At 57.1% G+C, this 13602-nt stretch carries 11 protein-coding genes; 4 read left to right on the top strand and 7 right to left on the bottom strand.

What is annotated here, in order from left to right; translation table 11 throughout:
- Positions 1 to 387: 387 nt before the first annotated feature.
- The 3 genes from FTO74_RS16105 to FTO74_RS16115 all read left to right on the top strand — a co-directional run bounded on the left by FTO74_RS16105 (position 388) and on the right by FTO74_RS16115 (position 2254).
- Positions 388 to 1365 (top strand): zincin-like metallopeptidase domain-containing protein, encoded by a 978-nt coding sequence (locus tag FTO74_RS16105; protein WP_162539057.1) that lies wholly within the window; start codon positions 388 to 390, stop codon positions 1363 to 1365.
- On the top strand, positions 1365 to 1781 hold the full coding sequence (locus FTO74_RS16110; RefSeq protein ID WP_162539058.1) for a hypothetical protein: 417 nt from the start codon (positions 1365 to 1367) through the stop codon (positions 1779 to 1781). The genes FTO74_RS16105 and FTO74_RS16110 overlap by 1 nt, the downstream gene beginning before the upstream one ends.
- Positions 1782 to 1969: 188 nt before the next feature.
- On the top strand, positions 1970 to 2254 hold the full coding sequence (locus FTO74_RS16115; RefSeq protein WP_255462330.1) for a ParB/RepB/Spo0J family partition protein: 285 nt from the start codon (positions 1970 to 1972) through the stop codon (positions 2252 to 2254).
- Here the strand turns inward: FTO74_RS16115 and FTO74_RS16120 are convergent.
- Genes FTO74_RS16120 through FTO74_RS16130 form a run of 3 tightly spaced genes read right to left on the bottom strand, consistent with a single transcriptional unit; the run spans position 2168 to position 5482 of the window.
- Entirely contained in the window at positions 2168 to 2620 is a 453-nt protein-coding gene (locus FTO74_RS16120; RefSeq protein WP_162537771.1) for a DUF6262 family protein, read from the bottom strand. The genes FTO74_RS16115 and FTO74_RS16120 overlap by 87 nt on opposite strands.
- Positions 2613 to 4448, bottom strand: a complete 1836-nt coding sequence (locus FTO74_RS16125; protein ID WP_162539059.1) for a tyrosine-type recombinase/integrase — start codon at positions 4446 to 4448, stop codon at positions 2613 to 2615. The genes FTO74_RS16120 and FTO74_RS16125 overlap by 8 nt, the downstream gene beginning before the upstream one ends.
- Positions 4445 to 5482: a tyrosine-type recombinase/integrase gene (locus FTO74_RS16130; protein ID WP_162537768.1), complete on the bottom strand. Its 1038-nt coding sequence runs from the start codon at positions 5480 to 5482 to the stop codon at positions 4445 to 4447. The genes FTO74_RS16125 and FTO74_RS16130 overlap by 4 nt, the downstream gene beginning before the upstream one ends.
- 259 nt (positions 5483 to 5741) lie before the next feature.
- Here FTO74_RS16130 and FTO74_RS16135 point away from each other — a divergent pair, with 259 nt between their 5' ends.
- Entirely contained in the window at positions 5742 to 7010 is a 1269-nt protein-coding gene (locus FTO74_RS16135; protein ID WP_255462331.1) for a chromosome partitioning protein ParB, read from the top strand.
- Positions 7011 to 7242: 232 nt separating this feature from the next.
- Here the strand turns inward: FTO74_RS16135 and FTO74_RS16140 are convergent, their stop codons facing one another.
- From FTO74_RS16140 to FTO74_RS16155, 4 genes are all read right to left on the bottom strand, one after another.
- On the bottom strand, positions 7243 to 9759 hold the full coding sequence (locus tag FTO74_RS16140; RefSeq protein WP_255462332.1) for a TonB-dependent receptor: 2517 nt from the start codon (positions 9757 to 9759) through the stop codon (positions 7243 to 7245).
- A gap of 131 nt (positions 9760 to 9890) precedes the next feature.
- Positions 9891 to 10931 (bottom strand): HoxN/HupN/NixA family nickel/cobalt transporter, encoded by a 1041-nt coding sequence (locus tag FTO74_RS16145; protein ID WP_162539061.1) that lies wholly within the window; start codon positions 10929 to 10931, stop codon positions 9891 to 9893.
- Between the two features lie 75 nt (positions 10932 to 11006).
- A complete protein-coding gene (locus FTO74_RS16150) occupies positions 11007 to 12224 on the bottom strand; it encodes a DUF4331 family protein (RefSeq protein ID WP_255462333.1) in 1218 nt (405 codons plus the stop codon).
- A 483-nt stretch (positions 12225 to 12707) separates the two neighbouring features.
- Complete coding sequence (locus FTO74_RS16155) at positions 12708 to 13601, bottom strand: hypothetical protein (protein ID WP_162539062.1); 894 nt, start codon at positions 13599 to 13601, stop codon at positions 12708 to 12710.
- Position 13602 lies beyond the last annotated feature (1 nt).

Raw genomic sequence — 13602 nt, forward strand, 5'->3', positions numbered from 1 at the left:
TATCTCCGCGCGCAACTCTAAGTATTTCATTTCAGGAGTGCATTGCCAGTAGGGAGGAAGTCTCCTCCCCGCTGCGACCGCGTGCGCGTTCTCCGCTCCCTCCTCAGCGGGGAGGTCCACCCTCCCCGCAACGCCCCACCGGGTAGAACAAGCAAAAGCCGCTAAGGGGAGCTTCGCCCCTCGCGCCTGCAAGCCACTCCCCAATCTTCCGCGCTTCGCTTGTGCAGACCTCCGCTGCGCTCCGCCCTCCGCTTTGCTCCGGGTGGGGATACCCCTCGGCTTGCACTTGCTACCCCCCACCTTCGCCAGGAGGCGTTCGGCATGTACATGCCGCGTTTCAACGCGGACGTGCAACAGCAACCGCAACTACGAGGGAGGAAGCAAGCGATGAAGAAGCCAAGCACCAGCAGCAGACCGAACATCTACCAGACCGTTACCGACCGCATTCTTTCCAGCCTCAAGGCTGACGTCATTCCGTGGGAGAAGCCGTGGCAGACCCCGCACTTTACCGGAGGCCCGTTCCCGCGCAACTTCCGTACCGGGAAGCCCTATCGCGGCATCAACGTATTTTTGCTTTGGTCCAGCCCCTATAACTCTCCCTTCTGGCTCACCTTCAAACAGGCGCAGGAGCTAAAAGGCACCGTCCGCAAGGGAGAGAAAGGGACGCAGATTGTCTTTTACAAACAGCTACGCGACCGCAGGAAAGAAGACGAAAGCACCCGCGAAGCGGACGACCGCGCCCCCTTCGTTCTTTGCTACTACACCGTTTTCAACGTGGAGCAGTGCGACGGCCTCACGCTCCCACAGATCATCGAGCAGCCCACCACCGCCCCGGAGATCGACGCGGACGAGACTTGCGAAGCCATCGTTACCGGATGGGAGAACCGCCCCGCCCTTCATCTGACCAGTGCGACCGAGTGCCGCGCTTACTACCGGCCAAGCACCGACTCCGTCCACATGCCCGTCCGCTCCCGCTTCGTGGATACGCCCCACTACTACAGCACCCTGTTTCACGAGCTAATCCACAGCACCGGCCACGAAAGCCGCTTGAATCGCACCTTTGGCGACCGTTTCGGAGATCACCTCTACAGCAAGGAGGAACTGGTAGCCGAGATGGGCGCAGCCTTCCTTTGCGCCATCGCGGAGATTGCCAACGAACACACCGACCGCAACACCACTGCCTATATTCAGAACTGGATTTCCAAGCTGGAAGAGGATAACCGCCTCATCGTCCACGCTGCCGCGAACGCTCAGAAAGCCGTGGACTCGATTCTCGGCACCACGTTTGCGGAAGAGGAAGAAGACGCCGCCGCCGCGTTGCAGCCGCCCGTCCCCGCAGCGGCAGAACTTGCGGAGGTGGCGTAATGCAGACCATCCTCGACATTCTCAAGATGGCCGGAGGATTCCGGCCTAACCTCTACCTCAAAATCGAAAACGCTCCCTATATGGCTCTTGTTATCGAAACCATCGGAACGGGGCCGATGGGACTCCCCGCTCTCTCCGTCGCGCACTACGGCGAACAGAACGGCGACCTTATGCGTGACCCGGAGATGTGTTTCGAGTTGTGCCTGCCTATCGCAAGTAAGGCGTGTCTCGATCCCTTCTACTGGCGCAACGATTACTTCGGCGTGGAGCAGTGGAGCCGCAATCTCGTTCGTGAGCATTACGTGTGCCTGTTGGAACTGCATAAGCAGCATGAGCGGTTCGCGGAGACATGGAACGACAACCTCAGATTGCAAGGCTTTGTAGAAGCCTTCACGGACAAGTCGATTCGTGGCTAGTCCGCTCCCTCCTGCGGAGCGGAACCGGCCACCGTGTTTCGCTCCGCGTGTCTTCATCCTTCAACCGCTCGAAAGGAGCCTGTCACCATGAACACCACCATCGTCAATGCCAACGAATACCGCGACCTTCCGCTGTCCCTGCTTGCGGAATCCACCACCAACCCCGCCGTCAGTTTGACGAGGCCAGCTTGAAGGAGCTTGCCGAAACCATCCGCACCCAGGGCGTTCTCTCGCCGTTGCTCGTCCGTCCCAAGGATGAGGTCAGCTTCGAGATCGTCTTTGGCGCACGGCGTTACCGCGCCGCGCAGATGGCCGAAGCTGCCACTGTGCCTGTCCGCATCAAGTACATGACCGATGCCGAAGTGTTGGAGGCGCAGTTGATTGAATTATCTGTAGTGGTCAAGAGATTTCTTTCTGTTTTCGCGGGCCTGCACGTCATGGACATGTCCACGACGTGCAGATTTGTTATTTGAGGAAGGTATCGCAAGCTGTCCATAGGCTCGTTCCAGTTGTTCTTTGAGCTCGTTGTTGTTGGCTTCCAGATCCTTGACGCGGAGTCGCAGTGTGGCGATCACTCGCTCCTGCGAGATGAGCCGTCGATGGTTCGTATCGTTCTGCACGGGCGTCTTCGATACGGCGCGAAGCTTCACGATGCGATCTCGTAGAGGTTTGGTGCTGTAGAGCCAGGCGGTGGATACGCCGGCGTGGGCCGCGACCGTGCGGAAGTTGATCGCGATCTCTTCCACTTGCATACGACGGATGGCGGCTTGCGCTTTCTCCAGCGCGGCGGCGGTTCTGAGCTTTGCGCTACGCTTCAGCCCTTCTGTATTTCTACGCATGTGTCTCCTCCAGAGTGGTGATGATGTTTACCAGATTCGTTCGTTTGCGCGCATTCATCTCGCTTTGTCGCGTCCAGCCGTTCGCATCGGCTTTGGCGATGACGCGTTCGGTCTCGCGCAGTTCGGCACGATGAACGTCCAGGAAGGTGATGTCGGTGCGGAAGTGAGCGCAGTTCAGACAGGCGTTCGGATGAGGGCAAGGGCCAGCCACCGTGGGGATCGCACAGTAGCCATTGGTCAGAGCCTGCGCGAGCACGTTACGGGTGAACCACTGCAGCTCGACCGTATCGTTGACGCTGTCTTCCACGACCTTATGTCCAGCGACATCAACCAGCGTGCCTGCAAGATACTCAGAGAGTTTCTCCCGCATCGTGCTGTCGTGGATATGGGCGTAACGGCTGGTCATCTCGGGGCCCTTGTGCCCCAGGTAGCGCTGGATGATGTGGTGAGGTACGCCGAGATTGATCATGCGCGTGCCCACCGTGTGGCGGAACTGGTGTGACTGGAAGCGGAAGAGGTTCCCATTCGCATCCGTGATGCGATGGTTGTAGGCGAGCTGATTGATGACCTGCGCGAAGCTGGCCTGGCGGATCGGACGACCCCGTTCGCTGGGGAACAGAAGGTAGAAGTCTCGATGACGTTCCCGAACTGACGCTTGCTGCTCCTGCACGACATGCGCTATCTCCTGCGATACAGGGATCGCGTTCTCCCGCCGAACCTTGCCCTGGAGGTAACGGAGATAGTAGATGCCACGCGCGTCCTGCGAGAGGCAGTCCAGCGAGAGCTGCAGCAGCTCGCTGATTCGCATGCCGCACTCTTGCAAGATGAGCACCTTCCGCATCCACGATGGCTTCAGGTCATGAAGGTGCTGGTTCAGTTGGTCGAGCACCGTCGAAGGGATATAACGAGGCTGATGCTTCATTGGCTGCGGAACCTCTTCGTCGTGGATCAGCCGCTCGGGACCAACCGGCAACCACCGCTCACGATGAGCCATTTCAAGGAACGTCCGCAGGTTGATGACATGGTTCTTTCTCGCGCCGGTACACACTCGGCTCGGAAGGTAGCTCAGATAGCGCAACAGCAGCGGACGCGTGATCGAACGGGCCGTGGCTTGAGGCTTGGCGGCAGCGAGGAACTCCGAGAAGCAGACCAGAGATTGCAGCCGTGTTCGACACGTTCCCTCCGCATAGATCGGGAGACTGTATGCAAGATGTGACTTTGCCGCGACACGGAGCCAGGGCTGCCTGATCTTCAGGAAGTTCAGCGGCCCCGGAGACAGCGTTGGGTTGTGCAGCATTGATACGCGTCGCAGATCCCATATGTCCTTTTCCTGCTCCGGTCGGTCATCATACGCGTCGCTCAGAACAAGGTATGCCTGCCGCAGAGTGCTGATATACGCGCTATCGCGCGGTGTCACACGCGGTTGCTGGCTGCTATCCATGCGATGGGTTATGCCCATGCGATACATCCCGCAGCGTCGAAGATAAGCCGTGTACGAACGCTTCCACGATTCCAGGTCACGCTCCATGAGCGATACCGGAAGATGCTTTAGGCTGTTGAGCCATCTCACGAGCAGATGCACCCTCGTCAGCTCTTGTGTGCTTGTCCACTGGCCCTCAGCGAACTTCTTCCAGAACGCATACTTCAGCTCTCCGTTGATCGTTCTCGACTTGCATTCGAGCCGGAGACGACGTTGGTTTGCCTTCAGCGATAGACCTTGCATCGGGCAGCTCTGCATGTCCCAGACATCTTCCGCCCAGAAGCCCTTTAGTTGAGCGAGAAGGCGATGCTGCTTGGCGTGATTCCACTCCGCGCATCGGCGGCTCATCGTTCACGCTCCCGCAGATAGCGTGCGTACGCCGCTCCCATATCTTCACCGGACAGATGCGCGTAGGTGCTCGTCGTAGTCTGGATATGGGCGTGACCCAGCCGCTTTTGCACATAGGCCGCATCCCATCCAGCTCGCAGCAACTCGGTTGCATGCGTGTGCCGGAACATGTGTGGCGTTATATGCAGCCCAGTTCGCTTACCGAGAGCGCGGAACAGATCGATGACGGTCGCATAGTTCATCGGAGCCCCGATGCGGCCGCCCCAGCAGTTCACGAACACGTAGTCGTTCGAAGCTTCTTGGCACTCGTGCACGAGGTAGTCTGCATACAGCGACATGGCCTCCTTTGAGACATGGACGACGTAGGCGGTGCGCGACTTTGCGCGTGCCCCATTCAGATTTAGACGTGGAACGATTTCGATCTCGCCATCGAACGAACGGATATCTGCGTGTCGCAGGCCAAGCACTTGGCCGATGCGCATCCCACTTTCATACAGCAGGCACAACAGCAAGCGATCCCGAAGATGGATGCAGGCATCCAGCAGCCGCTGAACGTCGGCGGCTATAAGAACCTTGGGCAACAGCTTCGTTGTTCGCACACGCATCACAGCTTGTCGCAGAGATTGTGTCCGATTGATTTGGTGAAGAAACGGCTTGTAGGGACTCTTTGCTCCGAAGCGGCGTGAACGGCTGATCTCCGTCTCTACACCCAGCCTGTCCTGATATTCATAGAACGATCCCACTGCCGCCAGCACTACGTTGATTGTCGAGTCGGAACGCGGCTCCTTGGCCTTCCTCGATGACAGACGTAGCCAGCCCACGAATGTGGCCAGATCGGTCAGAGCCAGCTTCTTCCAGTTGCGACGGGAGTCTATCAGGAACTCGTGGAAGAGCTGAAGATGATGAGCATAGGCTCTGACCGTGTTCGGGGACCGCCCGAGATGGTGAAGATACAGCAGGTATTCATTGACTTCTGTAATGGGTCGTCCGCTCGCATCGAGGACGATCCAACTGCGCTCATGGCTATCTGCCATGATGATTCGTTGCACCTTGCTCACATCTACCCCCAGAGGTTGAGCGCCAGCCCGCATTGGCGCAGTTCGCTACGCTCACTGTGCCAATGCGGGCTACCTCCATCCGGCAAGCAGAGAACTTCACTTCCAGCTACACGTCATACACGCTCTACAGATAACAATTCCACGACGGTGTGAAATGGCACGTCGTGGACGTCATGGACTGCTTCTGAAGGACTAAAGATAAGTCGAAAACCTTCAGCGCCGGGACGTTCATCCGATGGAGGAAGCCGAAGGCTACAAGCGCCTGCTGACGCTGACAGAGCCGACCTATACCGTCGAGCAGATCGCCGCGAAGGTCGGCAAGACTCCTGCCTACATCACGACGCGTCTGAAACTCACCGAGTTGTGCGATGAAGCTGCCGCTGCGTTCTATCAAGACCATGTCGGCGTTGGTCACGCGCTCTTGTTGGCGAAGCTGCCGCCAGAGCAACAGAAGCCCGCCCTTCGGGCTTGCTTCAAGGAGGTCTACAACGGCGGGGAGAAGCCGACGCGCGTTCTGCTGCCTGTCCGCAATCTGCAATTCTGGATTGCGACCAACGTTTTGCTCATCCTCAAGGATGCGCCCTTCAACAAGCGGGACGCGCAACTTGTGCCGATGGCTGCCAGTTGCGCCGATTGCCCCAAGCGCACAGGCCACAACAAGCTGCTCTTCGGGGATGACCTTGGCAAGCAGGGCGACCAGTGCACCGACCCCACCTGCTATCAAGCCAAGGTCGAAGCACACGTTGCGAAGACCATCGCCGCGAAGCCGGAACTCGTCCAAATCAGCACGGCCTATGGTGCGCAACCGGAAGGCAGCCCCGTCTTGCCACGGAACAAGTACACCGCGATACGTGACGACCGCCCCAAGTCCAACGATGAGGCGAAACGTCCCGAGTTCAAGCAGTGCAAGTACACCGCCGAGGCCATCATCACCGAGGGCAGCGATGTCGGCACCATCCACAAGGTATGCGCGAACCTGAATTGCCCGGTGCATCATCCCAAGCAAACAGGCGGACGGGATGAGGCGCGATGGAAGGCCGAACAGGAGAAGCAGCGCCGCGATCAGACCATCGCCAATGCGACCGGGCTTCGCGTCCTCTCTGCCATCGCCGCCGCCGTCCCGGTGCGCCTACTCAAGCGCGATCTCTTCTTCGTACTGGAGAAGTTGGTCCCCGTCTTGGATGAGTCGCGCATCGAGACGTTGGCGCGTCAACATGGCATCCGGCAGAAGCGGGATGAGGGAGGCACCGCGAAAACGCTACTCGCATTCATGCGCCGCGCCGATGAAGGCACGCTGTCCCGGCTGATGGTCGAGGCGACGATACTCCTCGCATCGTCCCGCCAAAATGGAGCGACGGTCTTGAAGGATGCCGCGGCCCTGTACAAAGTGGACACCGAAGCCATCGGCCAGAAGGTCAAACAGGAATTCGCCGCGAAGGCCAAGGCGAAGAAAGAACCCAAGCCAGAAGCCAAACCCGCACCCAAGGCCAAGAAAGCGGCCTGACAATGCATCTTTCGAGGGGCGGCGAACCTGCCGCCTCTCATTTGTTTTGCTCAAAAATCGCGCAGGAAGACACCGCTTCGGTTTCTCCCTGCCACCCACGTTCCCGCTTTGCTCCGGCCCCCGCTCGCCGGCTGCGCGGCAGGACGACGTTCCCCCTTCCTGCACTTTTCCCCTCTACTGCCTGCGGCCTGGTACGCAGCGGCAGGAAACCTGCTCGTAAACTAGAGCATTCTCAAAAACTTCGTTTCAGCCAGAAACGTAACTGGAAAGGCTCCTCTGGGTGCAGGACGTCTGTGAATGCGGACGCAGCGGTTCGCGTTACTCGTGACGTATAAGCGTAGTCGATGTCGTGATCGCAGCGGTCGAGCAAATTCAAGAACTCGGCAGAGATGCCCCATCGATCGTGGAAACGATAACCGACTTCTCCGTTGAGTAACGCCGTTGCCCGCGAGCGATAGATGCTATCTGACGTCAAGTCGCGCGGACCAAAATAACGCAAGCGCAGAGTAGACGTGAAGCCCTTGTAGTTATGTAGCGTTGCGCCCGACGAAATCACAAGTCCGACCGCTTCGGGCACTCGCTTACCGCCCGTGCTGCCGGGTGCGGCATCATCTTCGTCGACTGCCGCATATAAGGCCTTCGAGTTTGCAAGATCAAAGTCAAAGGCTAAAAGCTTTGTTGGCGTGTAATAGTTCGCCCATTCAAAGCCGTAGCGGTTGCTCGGTTGTTTCGAAGGAACCGTACTTCCGGTATCGCCATCCTGTTGCAACTCGGAAGAACTGTATAGGTACCAAATGGAGACTACGCTTTGCAGATGCGGAAGGGACGTCGTGCGCACACCGAACTCTCCGCCTTTGGTTGGGATCAAGCCAGGGATTCTTGCGACGGGCGTATTGGGGTATGGATTCTCTGCCGAAACCGGCTGCACGGTTTGTGTAGCCCCACGCCCATCGTTACTGTGAAAGCTGAACCCCGCCTGCAAATAGAACTCAGTGTCGAACCAAGGGCCAAAAGTCAAACTTAACTTCGGGCTGGGCAACACCTTCAGCGCTGTTCCTGTGTTGGCGGTAGTAACGAGACTGGTGACGTTGAAAAAATCGACGTCGCCGCGCAGAGCAGCGACGGAGCGCAATTTATCGAACCACTCGATTTCGTTTTCGACATAGAAGCCCGATTGTGTATCTGTGAATCGGTCTGCCTGCGTTGTGGCGGGCAGTGTGTTTCCGGTAGAAGAATCCGTTTTATCGACGCGCATCCGGTCTTCCGACTGAAATAGCGCATTGTGAATCCAATCTTTGCGGACCTGCAGTCCCAAGGTGTTCTCGACCTTTCGGCCAAACCATTGACCGTATATGCTGTGACGTGCGTCGACTCCAGCTACCCAACGTCGGTCCTGCTGTTCGAATTGGTCCCCCCGATTACGATCTGTGAGGAAGTAAGTGAAATCAGAAAACAAATTGAGGTCGTAATAGAAAGCGTATGCAGTAACCTTCGTCTCTGTACCTGCGCCACGACGATGCCACTCATTTTGCAAACTGTAACGCTGTGAATGGCCGCCGTCAGTCGGGTTCAAGGACCCAAAGAGACCGACGAGTGGGACGGCAGTGATGGGGATCTGATCACTGGAGTGCCACGTTCCGTGATAACCACGAGCCGTGATGCTGAAACCATTGAGGTCTCCGCCTTGGCTGTACGTGAGAAGGCCATTGAATTTGTAGTAGTTATCAGGATGAGTCCAGGGTCCGTCATCGTGGTAAGCCTCTCCCCCGTAAAGCAAATCACCGAACCCGAGCTTGCGAGATGCTCCGAACACCAACCTCCCATAGCCGTACATCCCGCCTTCCACCTGAACAAAGCTTTGAGAAACCGTCTTAAGGAATTCCAGATGGGCTGATCCAGCCGAGCCATAGTTGCCAACATCCGCGTAGTACGGACCTTTTTCGTAATTGACACGCTGCACCAGCTCCGGGATGACCGTGTTCATATCCGCGTAGCCTTCACCGTGTGCATGGGACGGCAGGTTGAGAGGCATGTCGTCGATGAAAATCGCGAAGTCAGTGCCGTGATCGAGGTTGAAGCCGCGGAGGAAGTATTGGTTAGCCTTTCCGCCACCCGCATGTTGCGTAATGATCACGCCGGGAACTGTTTCCAATACTTCGCCCGATCGAAGAATCGGACGATCCTGGATCTCTGCGGCTCCCACCGTTCCCTGGGTAGCAGAACTCGCTACTCCGGTGAGGTCATCCCCTCGTCCATCAACATCAACTGTCGTACTCCCGCCACTCACCTCAAGGGCGATACGCAAAACCCCTTCGTTTTCTTTTTCACGGAGAGTGACGGCGATTTCCTTGCTCACAAAGTCGGGTTTCGAAATGACAAACCGGTAAGCACCTGCAGGCAAGGCGACGACGATGAAGCTGCCATCCTTGCCCGATTGCAGAGTGCGGCGGACGGTGCCTTTGTCACTGAAGATGCGTATCGTGGCTCCTGCCATCAGCGCTCCAGAGCCATCAAAGACAACTCCCGTGAGTTGAGGCGGGGGAGCGTTTGTTCTTCGGGCGGAATCGGCTTGAGAATCGTTGAGCGGCTCGTTCAACCGAACGGTGCTCGTGCATCGTGCTTTAGGCAAGCAGGTTGAAACGATCAGGATGAGGACAGAGAAGAGTTTGATCGTCCTCAACCTTGGACGGATGAGCGCGGGCGTCAGACTCCGAATCGTAACTGGTAGGTCTCGTTCAAGAATGATCATCAAGTTGCGTTTCAAGGAAAGGCGTGCGTATCAAGCGGGGCGGTTCGAGCCGCCATGAGCGTGTAGATCTGCATATGAGTCATTACTCAAACGAGCTCAAGCGCAGCTAGGCACACCGATTGAACGGCGCACTAAGCCTGCACACTTGAATCGTCGAGGCGCTTCAACCTGTAGAAAGTGATCGAGCCGATCCAGCTCACCATAAAAATAGCGATGATGAGGTATCCCAGGGTTCCGAAGTTTTCGTTGAGTCTGCGGATGAGATCCCACAGCGAACCGTTTAGGCGGAAATGCGCAACCAACAGGCCCAACGCCTCGACACTTCCGACCACGAGCGCAACGATAATTGAGACAAGAGTGATCGTTAGGTTGTAATACAGTTTCCGGACGGGTTTGACGAAGGCCCAACCATACGCTCCCAGCATGAGGACGTTGTCTGTCGTGTCTACGAGGCACATACCCGCAGCGAATAGGGTGGGAAACACAAGAGTCGCGAGCAGCGGCAACCCTCGAGTAGCCTCCGTCGCCGAGATGCTCAACAGGCCAATTTCAGTTGCTGTATCAAAGCCCAGCCCGAACAGCACGCCGAGTGGATACATGTGCCAACTCTCGCGAATCAGTTTAAACATCGGCCGCAACACGCGTGCGAGCAGCCCTTGATTCGCAAGTAAGAGGTCCATCTCCTCCTCGATATACGGGGCGCCTTTGCGGACGCGCGCAAATACTCGGTAGATCCCGCGTAAGGCGGTCAGGTTTGCGAGCGCGATCCCGAACAGGAAGAGGGTCGACACCGTTGTGCCGATCAGTCCCCCGAAGTTTCGGAAGGTTTCCACGCGATGTTGGAGACTCTGAGCGGTCGAAGCCAAAAGAATTGAGCCGACGAAAACGATAGTCGAGTGCCCAAGCGAAAACATCAGACCGACCGTGACAGGCCGTTTACCTTCTTGCATCAGTTTTCGAGTGACATTGTCGATCGCCGCAATATGGTCTGCGTCCACAGCATGCCGAAGGCCGAAGCTATACGCAAGGAACGCAGTACCGAGCAACAATGGGAAGTGCCGAAAGGCTAGAGCTGCCCAGAGCCAAGCCGCTCCGTTCGCGAGCAGAAGAAAACTGTAGGTACTCAGGAGCTTCCCGCGAAGACCTACGAAAGCATTGTTCAGCAAACCCACCACACAGTCTCCGCCTTGGAATCTAAGGCCTGAGAAATTATCGACTGGGTGCGGCCTCACCCAGTCGATGGGTTACTACAGCACAACGGGAACGTAAGGGAACGACTTTCGCGGCTTGGATGTGACCGACTCCTTACCGATCCCTAACTGAATCGGAGCGTTGGCGGCGGTTGAAAACATCACATTCGGAGCGTGATCGGTGAGGGAACGTCCGTTCCACTCGACGAATCCGAGAGATGCTTGGGTCCCCACTGTGTATGGGAGGACATTCGGCAGCATGCGATGGGCAATCTTTTCTGCGTACGCGTGAGGGTCTTCGGCGGTGCCGTATGCCGCAACGACTGAGCTGATGGACTTGATGATGTGCGAGCCATAGGTAGCAAAGTCCTCAGACGGATGGCCCGCATTGAGGCTGTTACCAAATTGCTCGTCGTATTGCGCAAAGAGGGGCGGCATCATCGGCAGACCGATGCGATTAACGGAGCGCCATCCTCCTGCATCTGTTGCCAGGGTGGAAACGGCCCAAACGCCGATCTTGTGGTTATCTCTGGCATTGGCAAGTAATACCGAGTCCGGAATCTCCAGAACGATCGCATAAACGGTGTGTCCCGCGAATAGGTTGTGTGCTTTGCTCGGATCCCAGCCCGTGAGATCTACTTTCGTCCCATCTTCAAAGGCATGTCCAACCGCGTGCAAAACGTCGGGCTCAATCCAAAACGGATCTCCTGCATGGCCGGCCCATGCCCGCACTCCCTCAGGTGTGCTCACAGTCTCTTCAGTCTCACCTTGCGCGACAACCGTGCCCTGAGCATGGGGATCGACGGCATCCTTCCCGTGGATGCGGTGGATGGTGTACTTTTGCTTGCCTTCGGAATCACGCTCTTTGAACGTAAAGCGATATGTGACCTCTTCAACGGCGTCCCCGTTGTGGTCAATCTTGAACTCGTACATCCCTTCTGGATGGTAGCCGCTGATGGGAGGCTGCCCGATCGAATGGCAGACGTTGATGACGAAGGCCGTTCCGACCTCTCCGCGAAACACATAAAGATCGGTGATATCGAGTCTGAGGTCCTGGCGAGCAATGGGCGAATCGAGGTGATGAGACATACTTTCTCCCTTTGTGATTTCAGAATTTGGTTGGGGCTTGCCTTCGATGGTCAGTGCTGAGACAGCGCTGGGCAGGCTCATCCCGGCAGCCACGATCGCACCGCGTACAAGGACGGCACGGCGGGACATCGTCATGATCTCGACGGCCGCCGATTCTTGAACATTCGCTTTCCTGACAGATCGCATATGAGTCGGGCCTCTTTCACTGATGGATTGCGGTTGGTCTCCTAGATCATGGCGACTTCTGAGGAGGGATTCCGTCTGAGTGTCGTTCGGCGCAACTCACTGGCCAATGCAGTCGAGCGAGATAGATGAGTGAAGACCGATCTTTCATCGACTCGTGCCGTTCAACACAACTTTTGTGGACTTCAGTAAGAGCTTGGGTATAGCACTGAGCGCCCACATGGAGTCTACGGTTGCCTCGAAGCCGCACTCTGTCCATACTCTGGAGTTAGTCTGCAGATGTTGTGAGCCAACGCTGAGGCCGGAGCGGTATCGAGAGCACGGAAAGACGCCGCGACCCGGTCGAACGTCGCTTAGGATGAGAACGTTTCAGCCAGAATGAATGGTTTTCGGCACCGGGAAGGCAGCCTCTCGACAAGCCCTGGAACCTCAAGCCTGATGTCGGCTCGTTCAACGACACCTCCCTGATCAAGCAAGGAAGTCTAGTTAGGAGTTATGCACATCGGGCAGGAGTTCGAAGATGCGCTTTCCAAGGCTCACACCGTCTGGCGCGATTTTAGGGTTCAAGGGCACAAAGATCGCGCTCTCTTCACGTCGACACAAGATATTGGTGGCAACTAGACGCCGCATCGCGACCACGGCTGAGGCGACGTTTCCGACCTCCAGACCAATCCAATTCTTGTAAGTCCCCCTCGTACACTTCAGGCTCGTCGTAGCTTCGAGATCACGCTCGATGCGACCACGAGGTATCGGGTCGCAGTCCACATCCTCCCAGCTTGGCTGCAGCAAGGGAAAGTCAGTGTCGAGCTTAGCGAAGACATTGGCGATTCCAATCTGCTGGAGTCGGTGAAGATGGCCACTCCAGTAATGCGTGGTCTTGGAAATTACCGTTATGACATTTTTGATTTCTTTCTCAAGACGAAACGCGGGGCCTGCCGGTAGCAAAATTGCCGACTCTTCCAAACGCACGGAGACGTTCTCCATCGTGATAGCCCTGAGCAGCCATTGCGCCATAACGTCGTTGACGCATTTCACACGCAGCCATCCAGGGTAGCTCCCCGCCTCGGTTTGAAGCTTCGCCGCTAGTCGCACGCCACGCGCGATCTCAGAACAAACCCTCTCATAACCTACGGGGTCCTCGGAGATTGATTCGGGAGCGGCTGGTTCCAAGAGTTTTCCCTTATGGGGAGGCCCGCCTGCCATGGCAAGATCGCAGAAAGTACCCCACATGCGCTCCCATGCCACATTGCCATCGACATCGAATGCTAAGGGGGCCGACCCCATGGAGACCGGCTGAACGTCGTCCGTGCGGCCGCGATAGACTTCGGGCAATAGAGCTTGCAGACGTTTCTCAGCAGATTGAGCGGGGTCGACTGTCACG

This window comes from Granulicella sp. WH15 (assembly GCF_009914315.1).
Taxonomy (GTDB): Bacteria; Acidobacteriota; Terriglobia; order Terriglobales; family Acidobacteriaceae; genus Edaphobacter.

What these genes read in the sequence shown, in the direction of transcription:
- FTO74_RS16105 (WP_162539057.1), top strand. Translation starts at nt 388, where the DNA reads ATGAAGAAGCCAAGCACCAGCAGCAGACCGAACATCTACCAGACCGTT.
- FTO74_RS16110 (WP_162539058.1), top strand. Translation starts at nt 1,365, where the DNA reads ATGCAGACCATCCTCGACATTCTCAAGATGGCCGGAGGATTCCGGCCT.
- FTO74_RS16120 (WP_162537771.1), bottom strand. Translation starts at nt 2,620, where the DNA reads ATGCGTAGAAATACAGAAGGGCTGAAGCGTAGCGCAAAGCTCAGAACC.
- FTO74_RS16125 (WP_162539059.1), bottom strand. Translation starts at nt 4,448, where the DNA reads ATGAGCCGCCGATGCGCGGAGTGGAATCACGCCAAGCAGCATCGCCTT.
- FTO74_RS16130 (WP_162537768.1), bottom strand. Translation starts at nt 5,482, where the DNA reads ATGGCAGATAGCCATGAGCGCAGTTGGATCGTCCTCGATGCGAGCGGA.
- FTO74_RS16135 (WP_255462331.1), top strand. Translation starts at nt 5,742, where the DNA reads ATGGAGGAAGCCGAAGGCTACAAGCGCCTGCTGACGCTGACAGAGCCG.
- FTO74_RS16140 (WP_255462332.1), bottom strand. Translation starts at nt 9,759, where the DNA reads ATGATCATTCTTGAACGAGACCTACCAGTTACGATTCGGAGTCTGACG.
- FTO74_RS16150 (WP_255462333.1), bottom strand. Translation starts at nt 12,224, where the DNA reads ATGCGATCTGTCAGGAAAGCGAATGTTCAAGAATCGGCGGCCGTCGAG.